The organism is Streptomyces sp. NPDC031554 (assembly GCF_055580685.1).
In genome coordinates this window covers 1-12,576 of sequence record NZ_JBVIKX010000009.1, presented here as the reverse complement: position 1 = coordinate 12,576, position 12,576 = coordinate 1, and the positions used below count along the sequence as shown (strand labels likewise).

The following is a 12,576-nucleotide window of genomic DNA, read 5'->3' as shown; positions in this document are numbered from 1 at the left end:
TCAGTACGCGCTGTTGACGTTGTCGATCGTGCCGTACCGGTCGGCCGCGTAGTTGGCGGCGGCGGTGATGTTGGCGACCGGGTCGTAGATGTTCCAGGAGGTGCCCGGGACGTGGTACGCCTTGAAGGTCGGCGGGATCACCTGGAGCAGACCCTTCGACGGGATGCCGTTGACGGCGTTGATGTCCCAGTCGTTGATGGCCCTCGGGTTGCCCGAGGACTCACGCATGATGTTCTTGTGCAGCCCGTGGTAGGAGCCCGGGATGCCCTTCTTCTCCATGATGCCGAGCGCCTCGCGGATCCAGCCGTCGAGGTTGTTCGAGTAGCTCTTGACGGAGACCTGCTTGACCACGGGGCGCTGGGCGGACCGGTTCGCGGCGGCCTTGGCCTCGCGCGCGGCGGCCTTCTCCGCGGCCGCCTTCCTCGCGGCGGCGGCCTTCTTCTGCGCCGCGGCGGTGGCGGCCGCCTTCTTCGCGGCCACCGCGTCGGCGGCGGCCTTCTTCTTGGCCTCGATGGCCTCGATCTTCAGGCTGGCGCCGGCCAGCTGGTCGGTCACGCCGGCCTTGACGTCGCGCACCTGCTCGGAGCTGTAGGCCACGTGGGACGCGGGAAGGGCGTCCGTCGTGGTCGTCTGACCGTCGGCCGGAACCACGGTGAAAGCGACGGCGGCGGCACCGAGCGTGGCGACACCGGCGAGCGCGATCTTGTGAGTGTTCTTGGGCATGGCGGAAGGACCTCTTCGAATAGCGCGGAGGTCGCTCACTTCGTCCGACGGCGGACAGCGGGTGCTTTTCGGCACGAGCGCCGCGGATCAGAAACCGCGGCGCTGAGCGACGAGAGCCATTGTTAGCGGCCGCAAAATGCCCAGGCAAAGGTGTGACGTACTATCCCCGGTAGTGGATCAGGTACGGTCAAAACGGGGCAGATCGGGCCATCTGCGCCGCTCAAAAGGGGTCTTTTGACTTCTATCTCCCTTAGTACGTGACGTGCACCCTATGTGCGGGCTCACAGGAGTGGCAAGGTTTTGTCACCATACGTCACGAGAAGGGCGTTTTGTGTGAGCGACTTCCGCAGGCAGGAGGAGATGCAGGTCCCCGAACTCGTGCCACAGGTAGCCACCCCGCAGCGCCTCCCGGTAACCCCGGTCGATCGCGGCCCGCCCCGCCACCGCCTCCAACATGAGCAGATGCGAAGCCTCCGGCTCGTGCAGGCCGGTCAGCAGCCCGTCCACCACCCGCACCCCACGCCCGGGGGTGACGACGAGGTCCGTCCATCCCGCACGCGCGCGTACGACCCCGTCGGCCCCCACCGCCGACTCCACCGCCCGGACGGCGGTCGTCCCCACCGCGACGACCCGGCCCGCGCCCGCCCGCGCCGCGTTGATCAGCCGGGCCGACCCCGCGGGCACCGAGAACCGCTCCGGGTACGGCGGCTCGTGCGCCTCCGCCGACGCCACCCCGGTGTGCAGCGTGACCGGCGCGAACTGCACCCCCCGGCTGACCAGCTCCGTCACCAGCCGTGCCGTGAAGGGCCGCGCCGCGCTCGGCATCTCCGCACTGCCCGCCCCGTCGGCCGACGGCAGCGCGAACACCGTCTGGTACGCCGACAGCGGCTGGTCCCGTTCCGTGTAGGAGTACCGGATGGGCCGCCCGTGCTCCCGCAGCAGCCCCGGCACCGCCCCCGCGCTCACCCGCGCCCACCACAACCGCCCCCCGGGCGCGCCCAGCGCCTCCTCCAGCACCAGCCGCACCCCCGAGGGCAGCCGCACCTCCGTCCCGGCCGGTCCTCCCGCGCGCGGACGCGTGGTGCCCCGCCCGTCGGGCTCCCGCAGCTCGACCGCCCACCGCCCGTCGTCCCCGCGCGTGGAGAAGTGCACCACCACGCGCGCGTGCCCGATCCGCCCGTCCACGGCGGCGGCCAGCGTCGGCGAGGTGTTCACCACGAGCAGGTCGCCGGCCCGCAGCAGGCCGGGCAGCTCCCGGAACACGTGATGCGCCGGCTCGCTCCCGCGCGACACCAGCAGCCGTACGGAGTCTCGGTCGCGGCCGGGCCCGCGCTGCTCGGCCGGAACCCGGGCCGACAGCTCCCGCGGCACGCTCAGGGCCAGGGTCATCGCCGTCCCTCCAGCAGGGCCGGTGCCCCGTAGCGCCCACCGGGCGGCCGCTCGTCCAGCAGCCGCAGGAAGGCCGGCACCACCCCGCCCGGCTCCGGCCGCACCCCGTCGTCGGCCGGTACGGCCGCCGCGTACAGGTCCGTCGCCATGTCCCCGGGGTCCACCGCCCACACCCGCAGCCCCGGCTCCTCCTCGCCGAGAACCGCCGCGATCCGGTCGAGGGCCGCCTTCGACGCCCCGTACCCGCCCCACGTCGCGTAGGCCTCGGCCGCCGCGTCCGAACTGACCGTGATCACCGCGCCGTCCGGCGCCCCCCGCAACAGCGGCAGCGCCTCCTGCACCAGCCCCAGCGCGGCCACCACGTTCACCTCCAGGGCCCGCCGCAGTCCCTCCAGGGGCAGCTCCGCCAGCCGTACCAGCGGCTCGGCGCCCAGCGCGCTCGCGTTGTTCACCAGCAGCCGGCACCCGCCGAGCCGCCGGGCGGCCGCCACCAGCGCGCTCCGGTGCGCGGGATCGGTCACGTCCCCCGCGAGCGCCTCCACCCTGGTCCCGTGCTCCGCGAGCGCGGTGGCCGTCTCCTCCAGCACCTCGGCCGTCCTGGCGTCCAGCACCAGATCCCAGCCCCGGGCGGCCAGGGCCTCGGCGAGCGCCCGGCCCAGTCCCTTCGAGGCACCCGTGATGATCGCAACCGGCATGACAACCGTCCCCTCGTCGACCCGCCGCGCGGCGGTGCCCTCACCGTAGGAACGCGCCCCCACCGGCCGCCTCGGACGCGGGGCGGGGCCCACCGGGGCCCTTCGACGTACGCCCCCGGCACCGGGGCCTCGGGACTAGGTCCCGCGACCTACCCCGCTGCGGCACAGGCCCGATGCCCGCTGTCACCCCCCGCCGCTACCGTGAGGACATGAGTCAAGGCCCCCGGTCCGGCCTCGCCGCGGTCAGTTCCGCGCTGCTGGCCATGAGCAGGCACCTCGAGGTGCGCGACGTCCTCAAGACGATCGTCGCCTCGGCGCGCGAGCTGCTCGACGCGCAGTACGCCGCGCTCGGCGTGCCCGACGACCACGGGGGCTTCGCCCAGTTCGTCGTCGACGGGGTCGACGAGGAACAGTGGAAGGCCATCGGCCCGCTGCCCCGCCAGCACGGCATCCTGGCGGCGATGCTGCGGGAGGCCAAGGCCGAACGCCTCGCCGACGTGCGCGAGGACCCGCGCTTCGAGGGCTGGCCGGCCGCCCACCCGGAGATGTCCGACTTCCTGGGCCTGCCCATCCGCGACGGCGACGAGATCATCGGCGCCCTGTTCCTCGCGAACAAGCTGTGTCCCGACGGGGCGGACCCGCAGCGCTCCGGGCCCTCCGGCGGCTGCGGCTTCACCGAGGACGACGAGGAACTGCTCGCGATCCTCGCCCAGCACGCCGCGATCGCCCTCACCAACGCCCGCCTGTACGAGCGCAGCCGTGAACTCACCATCGCCGAGGAACGCTCCCGGCTCGCCCACGAACTGCACGACGCTGTGAGCCAGAAGCTCTTCTCCCTGCGCCTGACCGCCCAGGCCGCCGCGACCCTCGTCGACCGCGACCCCGCCCGCGCCAAGGACGAACTCCAGCAGGTCGCCGCCCTCGCCGCCGAGGCGACCGACGAACTGCGCGCCGCCGTCGTCGAGTTGCGCCCCGCCGCCCTCGACGAGGACGGCCTGGTGGCCACCCTCCGCACCCAGATCCAGGTCCTGGACCGCGCCCACTCCGCGCGCGTGACCTTCACCGGCCACGGTGTCCGGGCCCTGCCCGCCGCCCAGGAGGAGGCCTTCCTGCGCGTCGCCCAGGAGGCCCTGCACAACGCGCTGCGCCACTCCGGTGCCGAGCACGTCGACGTGACCCTCCACAAGCGCGGCCCGGACACGGTCCTGCGCGTGGCGGACGACGGCGACGGATTCGACCCCACGACGGTCCGCAGGGCCGGCCGCCACCTCGGCCTGGTCTCCATGCGGGACCGGGCCGGCGGGGTCGGCGGCAGCCTGACGGTGCAATCGGCGCCCGGCAAGGGCACCACGATCGAGATGGAGGCTCCCGGTGGCTGACGCAATCAAGGTGCTGCTCGTCGACGACCACCAGGTCGTCCGCCGGGGCCTGCGCACCTTCCTGGAGGTCCAGGACGACATCGAGGTCGTCGGGGAGGCGTCCGACGGTGCCGAGGGAGTCGCCCGCGCCGAGGAGCTGAGGCCCGACGTCGTGCTGATGGACGTCAAGATGCCGGGCACGGACGGCGTGGAGGCCCTGCGCAGACTCCGCGAACTGGCCAACCCCGCGCGCGTCCTCGTCGTCACCAGCTTCACCGAGCAGCGCACGGTGGTGCCCGCCCTGCGCGCGGGCGCCGCCGGATACGTCTACAAGGACGTGGACCCCGACGCGCTGGCCGGCGCCATCCGCTCGGTCCACGCCGGCCACATCCTGCTCCAGCCCGAGGTCGCCGACGCCCTGCTCTCCCAGGAGGAGGCCCACTCCGGTCAGGGCAGGGGCGGTTCGCTCACCGACCGGGAGCGTGAGGTCCTCGGTCTGATAGCGGACGGCCGCTCCAACCGGGAGATCGCCCGCGCCCTCGTCCTGTCCGAGAAGACCGTCAAGACCCACGTCTCGAACATCCTGATGAAGCTCGACCTCGCCGACCGCACCCAGGCCGCCCTGTGGGCCGTACGCCATGGCATGGCGGGCTGACGCACGCCCCGGCGCGCGACCAGGCGCACGGCACCCGGCGCACGCCACCCGGCACACGACCGGTGGCACGGCGGGGCGTCCGGCCGGACGAGTCTCCTCCGGTCCGAGATTCGTACCGTGGTGGGAACGTCCCCCGAACGGCGCGTTCTCCGTCGGACTCCGGCGTCCTCCCGTGCGTACCGCGGTGATCGCCGCGGTCGTCACCGGGAGAGGTCGGAAATGAAGAACCTGAAGAGAGCAGCGGCCGTGACGACGGTCGCCGGCGGACTGGTGGCCGCGGGCGCCGGGACGGCGTCGGCCGCCGGCGGCGCGTCGGCCGACGGCGTGGCCGAGCACGCGCCGGGCGTCGTCCCGGGCAACGTCGTCCAGGCCCCGGTGCACATCCCGGTCGACGCCGTCGGCAACAGCGTCGACGTCATCGGCGTGCTCGACCCCGCCTTCGGCGACCCGGGCCCCGACCACTGAGGCACGGCCGAGGCGCCGACCGCCGAGGAACCGCCGCACCCCTCCCGGCCCCGCCCCGGGGAGGCCGGTTTGCCGCACCGCCGCACCGCCGCACGGCACCGCGGCCGGCGTCCTCCACCCGGGCCCCGGCGGGTGCCGCCGGCCACCGGCGGGGAGACACCCGCGCCGCACGCGGGCACCTCACCGCTCCCGCTCCTCCACATACGCGTTGTACGCGGCCACCTGAGCCCGCCGCCCCGTCCGCTCCACCGGCCGCAGCGCGGCCACCCGGGCCCCCATCTCCGAGGCGCTCACCGCACCTCCGTGCCCGTTCTCCTCGGCGAGCGACACCAGCAGCCCCACCCGCTGCGCCAGCTCCAGCACCCGCACCGCGCGCGGCGGGTACCCCGGCGCCAGCACCTCCCGCCCGCGCTCCGCCCGCGCCCGGTACGCGTCGATCGCCGCCTCGGCCACCGGCCCCGAGCCCGCCACGTCCAACCGCGCCAGCACGGCCGTGGCGTCGCGCAGCGCCTCCGCCAGCTCCCGCTCGGCCTCGCCCAGCGACGGCACGTCCGCCGGCGGGGCCTCCCGCACCGGGAGGCAGTGCCACGTCACCTCGACATGCGCGTCGCCCGCCGGCCCGGCCTCGCGCACCTCCGGCACCAGCCCGAGCGCGGCCCCGTGACAGACCACCGCCTCCTCGGCCGCCAACGCCCTGGCGTTGAACTCCGGCGGTCCGCTCAGCCCCAGCGGGTGCCCCGGCGCCGGCAGCGCCACCCGCAGCCCCCTCACCCCGAGCGACCGCAGCCGCCCGAGCGCCAACGTGAGCCCGACGGGCGCGGCCTCGCCGGGCAGCCCTTCCACCCGGTGCACGGCGTCCGTCCCGACGACGGCGAGCACGGCGTCGTCCGGAGAGACGAGTCCGGCCAAAAGGGCGTTTCCCCAAGCGGCGAGGCGACCGGAGCGCGGTTCAGAGAGCATGCCCCCAGCCTAAGGACCGGACCGATGGAACGGTCCACCCGGCCGGTGGCGTAGATTTTCCTGGAGGGGCCGCGCCCACCCGCGCGCGGCGGTCCGAGCCACAGGCGTACGCGACAACCGAGACCGGCCACACTGCAAGGGGAGACAACGCGCTCATGAGCGATGTTCTGGAGCTTCAGGACGTATCCGTGGTCCGCGAGGGCCGGGCTCTGGTGGACCAGGTCTCCTGGTCGGTCAAGGAGGGCGAGCGCTGGGTCATCCTCGGCCCCAACGGAGCCGGCAAGACGACCCTTCTGAACGTCGCCTCCAGCTACCTCTACCCCAGCAGCGGCACCGCCGCCATCCTCGGCGAGACCCTCGGCACGCCCGGCACCGACGTCTTCGAGCTGCGCCCCCGCATCGGCGTGGCCGGCATCGCCATGGCCGACAAGCTCCCCAAGCGCCAGACCGTCCTGCAGACCGTCCTGACCGCCGCGTACGGCATGACGGCCGGCTGGCGGGAGGACTACGAGGAGATCGACGAACAGCGCGCCCGCGCCTTCCTCGACCGCCTCGGCATGACCGAGTACCTGGACCGGAAGTTCGGCACCCTCTCCGAGGGCGAGCGCAAGCGCACGCTCATCGCCCGCGCCCTGATGACCGACCCCGAACTGCTGCTGCTGGACGAGCCGGCCGCCGGCCTCGACCTCGGTGGCCGCGAGGACCTCGTCCGTCGCCTCGGCCGCCTCGCCCGCGACCCGATCGCCCCCTCGATGATCATGGTCACGCACCACGTCGAGGAGATCGCCCCCGGTTTCACGCACGTCCTCATGATCCGTCAGGGCAAGGTCCTGGCCGCCGGACCGATCGAACTCGAACTGACCTCGCGCAACCTCTCCCTCTGCTTCGGCCTCCCCCTCGTCGTGGAACAGGTCGGCGACCGCTGGACCGCCCAGGGCCTGCCGCTGTCCTGACCGCCCCCGTTCGCGCCCTGTCGGCCGCACCCCCGCCGGACCTACCATGAACGCGTGGACGACATCGACGCGTGGGTGTGGTGGCTGGTGGGCGCGGCAGCGCTCGGAATCCCTCTGGTGGTCACCGCGATGCCGGAGTTCGGCATGTTCGCGGTCGGCGCCGTGGCCGCGGCCGTCACGGCCGCGCTCGGCTTCGACGTGGTCGCCCAAGTGCTCGTCTTCGTGATCGTCTCCGTCGCCCTCATCGCCGTCGTACGGCCCATCGCCGCCCGGCACAGCGCCCAGCGGCCCCAATTCGCCAGCGGCGTCGACGCGTTGAAGGGCAAGCAGGCCGTCGTACTGGAACGGGTCGACGGCTCGGGCGGACGCATCAAGCTCGCCGGGGAGATCTGGTCGGCGCGCGCTCTCGACACCGACCGCACCTATGAAGTGGGGCAGGAGGTCGACGTCGTGGACATCGAGGGGGCCACGGCGATCGTCATCTGACCCGCCAACTGCCGCACCACGTAAGTGAACCGAACACCCCACGAGCCGGACGACGGTCTGGCACACTCGACCAGCAAGATCTTCAACAAGCCTAAGATCTTCCGAAAGCGCCGAGGCGGAGAAGGGTACGGGGAGCACGATGGAACCGGTCATCATCGTCTTGATCATCCTGGTGGTGTTGGTCTTCATCGCCCTGATCAAGACGATCCAGGTCATCCCACAGGCGAGCGCCGCGATCGTGGAGCGGTTCGGCCGCTACACACGGACGCTCAACGCGGGCCTCAACATCGTCGTGCCGTTCATCGACACCATCCGCAACCGCATCGACCTGCGGGAACAGGTCGTCCCGTTCCCGCCGCAGCCGGTCATCACCCAGGACAACCTGGTCGTCAACATCGACACCGTCATCTACTACCAGGTGACCGACGCCCGCGCCGCGACCTACGAAGTCGCCAGCTACATCCAGGCGATCGAGCAGCTCACCGTCACCACCCTGCGCAACATCATCGGCGGCATGGACCTCGAACGCACCCTGACCTCCCGCGAGGAGATCAACGCGGCCCTGCGCGGAGTGCTCGACGAGGCCACCGGCAAGTGGGGCATCCGCGTCAACCGCGTGGAGCTGAAGGCGATCGAGCCCCCGACCTCCATCCAGGACTCGATGGAGAAGCAGATGCGCGCCGACCGGGACAAGCGCGCCGCGATCCTCACCGCCGAAGGCACGCGCCAGGCCGCCATCCTCACCGCGGAGGGCGAGAAGCAGTCCGCCATCCTCAAGGCCGAGGGCGAGGCCAAGGCCGCCGCCCTGCGCGCCGAGGGCGAGGCCCAGGCCGTCCGCACGGTCTTCGAGGCGATCCACGCCGGCGACGCGGACCAGAAGCTGCTCTCCTACCAGTACCTCCAGATGCTCCCGAAGATCGCCGAGGGCGACGCCAACAAGCTCTGGATCGTCCCCAGCGAAATCGGCGACGCCCTCAAGGGCCTCTCCGGCGCCATGGGCAACTTCGGTCCCATGGGCGGCGGTTCGAGCTCCAACGGCGGCTCGGACAGCCCGAGGGAACGCCGCGAGAAGCCGTCGATCGACTGACACGCCTCCTGAGACGAACGGTTGCCCGCGCCCCCTTCCGAAAGGGGGCGCGGGCAACCGTTCGTCACCGTCACAGCGAGCCGGCGGACGGAACACGGACCGCCCGCCGGGCTACGCCGCGTCCGTGGTCAGCCACTCCGGCAGCGCGGCCAGGTCCTCCTGCCCCAGGGCGAGCAGCATCGCGTCCTGCGGGGTCGGCTCGAACGGCTGCCGCAGCAGCGGCATGCCCGCCTGGTCCGGAGTACGGTCCGCCTTGCGGTGGTTGTCCTCCGCGCACGAGGCGACCGTGTTGAGCCAGGAGTCCCGGCCACCCTGGGCCCGCGGCACGACGTGGTCCACCGTGGTCGCCCGGCGGCCGCAGTAGGCGCACCGGTGCCGGTCCCGGACCAGCACACCCCGCCTCGACCACGGGGCTTGTCTTCGGAACGGCACTCGTACGTACCTGCACAGCCTGATGACCCGGGGCGCCGGTATGTCCACCTCGGCTCCCCGCATCCGCAGTTCGGGGTGGGCCTGCTCGACGACGGCCTTGTCCTGAAGCACCAGAACGACGGCTCGGTTCAACGTCACCGTCGACAGCGGCTCGAAGCTCGCGTTCAGTACCAGCGTGTCCCGCATACCAGCCCACCTCCTGTGTGCACCGGCCCACCCCCTGGCGGGCTGGGAACAACTCTGGCCGGGCACGCCGAGATGGACAACGCAATATCTGCTGCTCCCACGGGGGATGCCCCCCGCGCCCCCGGCAACAAAATGCCCGCCCCTGATCACTTCCAAGACCAGGGACGGGCAAACGTCGAATGAACGATGAGCTGACGGGGCGGAGGCCCGGCTCAGCTCGACGCGGGGTTCTCGTACTCCCCGATCAGCTGGGCCCGCGCGAGCGTGTGGAAGCGCAGGTTGAACCCGACGGCGGCCGGAGAGGCGTCCGAGTCCGGACCGAGCTTCTCCTGGTCCACCGCGTACACCGTGAAGACGTACCGGTGCGGGCCGTCCCCGGGCGGCGGGGCGGCACCGCCGAAGTCCTTCGTCCCGTAGTCGTTGCGCGCGTGGACGGCGCCTTCGGGCAGGCCCTCGAACTTGCCCCCGCCGGCCCCCGCCGCAAGCTCGGTCACCGAGACGGGGACGTCGAACAGGACCCAGTGCCAGAAGCCGCTGCCCGTCGGCGCGTCGGGGTCGTAACAGGTCACCGCGAAACTCTTGGTCTCCGGCGGGAAGCCCTCCCACCGCAGGTGCGGCGAGGTGTTCCCGTCCGCCTGGACCTGGTCGCCCTTGAGGGTCGCGCCCTCCCGGACGTCCTCGCTCGTCACCGTGAACGACGGCACGGGCGGATGGAAGTCGTGGGGGAGCGGCCGCCGCTTGAGCTCGGTCACCTCGGTACCTCCTGCATCGGTTCTGGAGTCAGTGGTTCCGAGCCTAGAACCAGTTGCGCTTGCTGCCGACCTCGGACAGCCACTGGTTGAGGTACGAGGCCCAGTCGGTCCCCTGGTAGTCGTTCAGCCCGACCTGGAAGGAGCGGAAGGTGTCGCTGCCCTCGCTGAACAGCCCCGGCTTCTTGTCCATCTCCAGCACGACGTCCATCGTGTGCTCGTCGGCGACGAAGCTCACCTCGACCTGGTGCAGACCGTGGTACTGCGACGGCGGGAAGAACTCGATCTCCTGGTAGAACGGCAGCTTCTGCCGCGTGCCCCGGATGTGACCGCGCTCGAGGTCCGCGTTCTTGAAGCGGAAGCCCAGCTGGAGGAAGGCGTCCAGGATCGCCTTCTGCACCGGCAGCGGGTGCACGTTCACCGGGTCCAGGTCACCGGAGTCCACGGCCCGCGCGATCTCCAGCTCGGTGGTCACCCCGATGTTCATCCCGCGCAGGGCCTGCCCGTCGATCATCGTGATGGGCGTCTCCCAGGGGATCTCCAGGCCGAACGGCACGGCGTGCACCGCACCCGCCTGGAGCTCGAAGGCGCCTCCGAGCCGCTGCTTGACGAACTCGATGTCCTGCTTGTACTCCTGGTCGCCGCTCTCGACCTCGACCTTGGCCTGGAGCCCGACGGACAGTCCCTCGATCTGCTGGTTCACGGACCCGCCCTGGATCCGCACCTCGCCCTGCACCACGCCACCCGGAACGACGTTGACCTCGGTCAGTACCGTCTCGACCGAGGCCCCACCGGCCCCGAGACTCGCGAGCAGCTTCTTGAACGCCATGACTCTCCCTCTAGACCTCTACGACGGGATCCCTGATCCCTACAAACGCAATCCGGCCGGAGCCGGTTCCGTACCCCACCCTGGCAAGCCGGGTGCCCATCGGCCACCCCGGCGCACCGGCCGTCTCCGTTACGCTCGGAGAGCATGATCGCGAGCCCCGACCGTACGCCCCCGCCCAGGAACTTCTCCGAGCGCCCTGTCCTGGAGGTCGCCCCCGATCCCCTCGGCGGCCCCGTCGTACGCGCCACCCCGGACGGCCGGATCACCCCGCGCCCCACCGAGGCCGAGGCACACGACGGACCGAAGGCCCCGGGCTCCCCCACCTTCCGCACCAGCATGATGTTCGGCTCGTCCGGACACGTGCGCGTCTGCTTCCCCTACGGCATGTCAAGGCGGACAGCATGAACGTCGACTTCCTCGCCCGCCCCGCGGAAGAGGTCGCCCCCGAGCTGCTCGGGAGCGTCCTCACCTGCAAGACCCCCGAGGGGACCGTGAGCATCGCCATCACGGAGACCGAGGCGTACTCCGGTGCGGCCGACCCGGCCTCCCATGCCTACCGAGGCCGGACGCCCCGTAACACCGTCATGTTCGGACCCGCAGGACACCTGTACGTCTACCGGTCCCACGGCCTCCACTGGTGCGCCAACGTCGTCACCGGGACGGACGGCATCGCCTCGGCCGTCCTCGTCCGGGCAGGCAGGGTCGTCGAGGGGGAGGACCTGGCACGCGAGCGGCGAGGGGAGAAGGTCGAGAACCCACGTCTTGCCCGAGGACCGGGGAACTTCTGCCAGGCACTCGGCATCACGGGAGAGCACGACGGCGAGGACCTCCTCGCAGGCACCTCGGTCGTGCTGTCCGAAGGCGAGTCGGTACCTGCCGCGCTCGTCCGGGTCGGTCCCCGGGTGGGCGTGAGCAAGGCCCACGACTGGCAACACCGGTTCTACCTCGCCGGCGATCCGACGGTCTCGGCGTACCGGCTGAGTCCGCGAGCCCGGCGGTCCGACGGAGTCTGAGCCGCTGTGCGCCTCGTTCCGTGTCCTCACCCGCACCCCGCCACCGGCCGACCAGGCGGGCAACGGTCCGCGCCCCCCTGGCGCCACTGGAGCGCCGGCGACCCGACGGTGGGCCCTCTGCCGGGGCCACGTGCCCCGGCGCCGCCGAAGTTGACTCGCCTTGGACAGCGGCGTAACGTAGCCCGAGCCGCTTGAACCGGGTACGGCATTCGCCAGCAGCCGGAAGCGGCCAACCCACTACCTACGACGCCCCTCAGACGGGTCGAATTCGGTGTGCCTGCACGTCCGAATTCAAACTCGATGGAGCTCGATTATGAGCTGCTGAGGGAATCGGCTAACGTAGTGAATGTCGAAAGGCCGACAGGCGAAAGCCGAAAGTCCAAGACAAATCCCGCCGACGGGGAATCAGGGCCGAAAGGATCTGATAAAGTCGGAACCGCCGGAAAGGAAACCGCGAAGGAAAAGCGGGGGCCTGGAAAGCACCGAGGAAATCGGATCGGAAAACGGTCTGATAGAGTCGGAAACGCAAGACCGAAGGGAAGCGCCCGGAGGAAAGCCTGAGAGAGTCTCTCGGGTGAGTACAAAGGAAGCGTCCG

15 protein-coding genes are annotated in these 12,576 nt (G+C 71.6%); 8 read left to right on the top strand and 7 right to left on the bottom strand.

Annotated elements, in window-relative coordinates; all coding sequences use genetic code 11:
• From ACZ5FU_RS22870 to ACZ5FU_RS22860, 3 genes are all read right to left on the bottom strand, one after another.
• On the bottom strand, positions 1–723 hold the full coding sequence (locus ACZ5FU_RS22870) for a transglycosylase SLT domain-containing protein (protein WP_451528066.1): 723 nt from the start codon (positions 721–723) through the stop codon (positions 1–3).
• A 303-nt stretch (positions 724–1,026) separates the two neighbouring features.
• On the bottom strand, positions 1,027–2,112 hold the full coding sequence (locus ACZ5FU_RS22865) for an S-adenosylmethionine:tRNA ribosyltransferase-isomerase (protein ID WP_451528067.1): 1,086 nt from the start codon (positions 2,110–2,112) through the stop codon (positions 1,027–1,029).
• Positions 2,109–2,807, bottom strand: a complete 699-nt coding sequence (locus ACZ5FU_RS22860; RefSeq protein WP_468837474.1) for an SDR family NAD(P)-dependent oxidoreductase — start codon at positions 2,805–2,807, stop codon at positions 2,109–2,111. The genes ACZ5FU_RS22865 and ACZ5FU_RS22860 overlap by 4 nt, the downstream gene beginning before the upstream one ends.
• Positions 2,808–3,016: 209 nt before the next feature.
• Here ACZ5FU_RS22860 and ACZ5FU_RS22855 point away from each other — a divergent pair, with 209 nt between their 5' ends.
• The 3 genes from ACZ5FU_RS22855 (at position 3,017) to ACZ5FU_RS22845 (ending at position 5,285) form a co-directional block, all read left to right on the top strand.
• Positions 3,017–4,186: a GAF domain-containing sensor histidine kinase gene (locus tag ACZ5FU_RS22855; RefSeq protein WP_451528069.1), complete on the top strand. Its 1,170-nt coding sequence runs from the start codon at positions 3,017–3,019 to the stop codon at positions 4,184–4,186.
• Complete coding sequence (locus tag ACZ5FU_RS22850; RefSeq protein ID WP_451528070.1) at positions 4,179–4,820, top strand: response regulator; 642 nt, start codon at positions 4,179–4,181, stop codon at positions 4,818–4,820. Before ACZ5FU_RS22855 ends, ACZ5FU_RS22850 begins: the two co-directional genes overlap by 8 nt.
• 219 nt (positions 4,821–5,039) lie before the next feature.
• Positions 5,040–5,285 (top strand): chaplin, encoded by a 246-nt coding sequence (locus tag ACZ5FU_RS22845; protein WP_451528071.1) that lies wholly within the window; start codon positions 5,040–5,042, stop codon positions 5,283–5,285.
• Between the two features lie 180 nt (positions 5,286–5,465).
• On the opposite strand, the gene ACZ5FU_RS22840 is transcribed toward ACZ5FU_RS22845, so the two are convergent.
• On the bottom strand, positions 5,466–6,245 hold the full coding sequence (locus ACZ5FU_RS22840) for a Rossmann-fold NAD(P)-binding domain-containing protein (RefSeq protein WP_451528072.1): 780 nt from the start codon (positions 6,243–6,245) through the stop codon (positions 5,466–5,468).
• A gap of 155 nt (positions 6,246–6,400) precedes the next feature.
• Here ACZ5FU_RS22840 and ACZ5FU_RS22835 point away from each other — a divergent pair, with 155 nt between their 5' ends.
• The 3 genes from ACZ5FU_RS22835 to ACZ5FU_RS22825 all read left to right on the top strand — a co-directional run bounded on the left by ACZ5FU_RS22835 (position 6,401) and on the right by ACZ5FU_RS22825 (position 8,771).
• Complete coding sequence (locus ACZ5FU_RS22835) at positions 6,401–7,198, top strand: ABC transporter ATP-binding protein (protein WP_468837468.1); 798 nt, start codon at positions 6,401–6,403, stop codon at positions 7,196–7,198.
• A gap of 54 nt (positions 7,199–7,252) precedes the next feature.
• Complete coding sequence (locus ACZ5FU_RS22830) at positions 7,253–7,684, top strand: NfeD family protein (RefSeq protein ID WP_451528073.1); 432 nt, start codon at positions 7,253–7,255, stop codon at positions 7,682–7,684.
• 139 nt (positions 7,685–7,823) lie between these two features.
• Positions 7,824–8,771 carry an SPFH domain-containing protein gene (locus ACZ5FU_RS22825; protein ID WP_451528074.1) on the top strand — a complete coding sequence of 316 codons (948 nt, stop codon included), beginning with the start codon at positions 7,824–7,826 and terminating at the stop codon, positions 8,769–8,771.
• 111 nt (positions 8,772–8,882) lie between these two features.
• Here the strand turns inward: ACZ5FU_RS22825 and ACZ5FU_RS22820 are convergent, their stop codons facing one another.
• The 3 genes from ACZ5FU_RS22820 to ACZ5FU_RS22810 form a co-directional block, all read right to left on the bottom strand.
• Positions 8,883–9,389 carry an HNH endonuclease gene (locus ACZ5FU_RS22820; RefSeq protein WP_451528075.1) on the bottom strand — a complete coding sequence of 169 codons (507 nt, stop codon included), beginning with the start codon at positions 9,387–9,389 and terminating at the stop codon, positions 8,883–8,885.
• Positions 9,390–9,601: 212 nt separating this feature from the next.
• Positions 9,602–10,141, bottom strand: coding sequence for a YbhB/YbcL family Raf kinase inhibitor-like protein (locus ACZ5FU_RS22815; RefSeq protein ID WP_451777010.1), 540 nt, complete (start codon positions 10,139–10,141; stop codon positions 9,602–9,604).
• 43 nt (positions 10,142–10,184) lie between these two features.
• Entirely contained in the window at positions 10,185–10,967 is a 783-nt protein-coding gene (locus tag ACZ5FU_RS22810; RefSeq protein WP_469046510.1) for a sporulation protein, read from the bottom strand.
• Between the two features lie 144 nt (positions 10,968–11,111).
• Between ACZ5FU_RS22810 and ACZ5FU_RS22805 the strand changes: the two genes are divergently transcribed.
• Both ACZ5FU_RS22805 and ACZ5FU_RS22800 read left to right on the top strand, forming a co-directional pair.
• Positions 11,112–11,372: a DNA-3-methyladenine glycosylase gene (locus ACZ5FU_RS22805; RefSeq protein ID WP_451777007.1), complete on the top strand. Its 261-nt coding sequence runs from the start codon at positions 11,112–11,114 to the stop codon at positions 11,370–11,372.
• On the top strand, positions 11,369–11,980 hold the full coding sequence (locus ACZ5FU_RS22800; RefSeq protein WP_469046508.1) for a DNA-3-methyladenine glycosylase: 612 nt from the start codon (positions 11,369–11,371) through the stop codon (positions 11,978–11,980). Before ACZ5FU_RS22805 ends, ACZ5FU_RS22800 begins: the two co-directional genes overlap by 4 nt.
• Positions 11,981–12,576: the final 596 nt, after the last annotated feature.

What these genes read in the sequence shown, in the direction of transcription:
- ACZ5FU_RS22800 (WP_469046508.1), top strand. Translation starts at nt 11,369, where the DNA reads ATGAACGTCGACTTCCTCGCCCGCCCCGCGGAAGAGGTCGCCCCCGAG.
- ACZ5FU_RS22805 (WP_451777007.1), top strand. Translation starts at nt 11,112, where the DNA reads ATGATCGCGAGCCCCGACCGTACGCCCCCGCCCAGGAACTTCTCCGAG.
- ACZ5FU_RS22860 (WP_468837474.1), bottom strand. Translation starts at nt 2,807, where the DNA reads ATGCCGGTTGCGATCATCACGGGTGCCTCGAAGGGACTGGGCCGGGCG.
- ACZ5FU_RS22845 (WP_451528071.1), top strand. Translation starts at nt 5,040, where the DNA reads ATGAAGAACCTGAAGAGAGCAGCGGCCGTGACGACGGTCGCCGGCGGA.
- ACZ5FU_RS22865 (WP_451528067.1), bottom strand. Translation starts at nt 2,112, where the DNA reads ATGACCCTGGCCCTGAGCGTGCCGCGGGAGCTGTCGGCCCGGGTTCCG.
- ACZ5FU_RS22820 (WP_451528075.1), bottom strand. Translation starts at nt 9,389, where the DNA reads ATGCGGGACACGCTGGTACTGAACGCGAGCTTCGAGCCGCTGTCGACG.
- ACZ5FU_RS22855 (WP_451528069.1), top strand. Translation starts at nt 3,017, where the DNA reads ATGAGTCAAGGCCCCCGGTCCGGCCTCGCCGCGGTCAGTTCCGCGCTG.
- ACZ5FU_RS22870 (WP_451528066.1), bottom strand. Translation starts at nt 723, where the DNA reads ATGCCCAAGAACACTCACAAGATCGCGCTCGCCGGTGTCGCCACGCTC.
- ACZ5FU_RS22825 (WP_451528074.1), top strand. Translation starts at nt 7,824, where the DNA reads ATGGAACCGGTCATCATCGTCTTGATCATCCTGGTGGTGTTGGTCTTC.
- ACZ5FU_RS22840 (WP_451528072.1), bottom strand. Translation starts at nt 6,245, where the DNA reads ATGCTCTCTGAACCGCGCTCCGGTCGCCTCGCCGCTTGGGGAAACGCC.
- ACZ5FU_RS22835 (WP_468837468.1), top strand. Translation starts at nt 6,401, where the DNA reads ATGAGCGATGTTCTGGAGCTTCAGGACGTATCCGTGGTCCGCGAGGGC.
- ACZ5FU_RS22810 (WP_469046510.1), bottom strand. Translation starts at nt 10,967, where the DNA reads ATGGCGTTCAAGAAGCTGCTCGCGAGTCTCGGGGCCGGTGGGGCCTCG.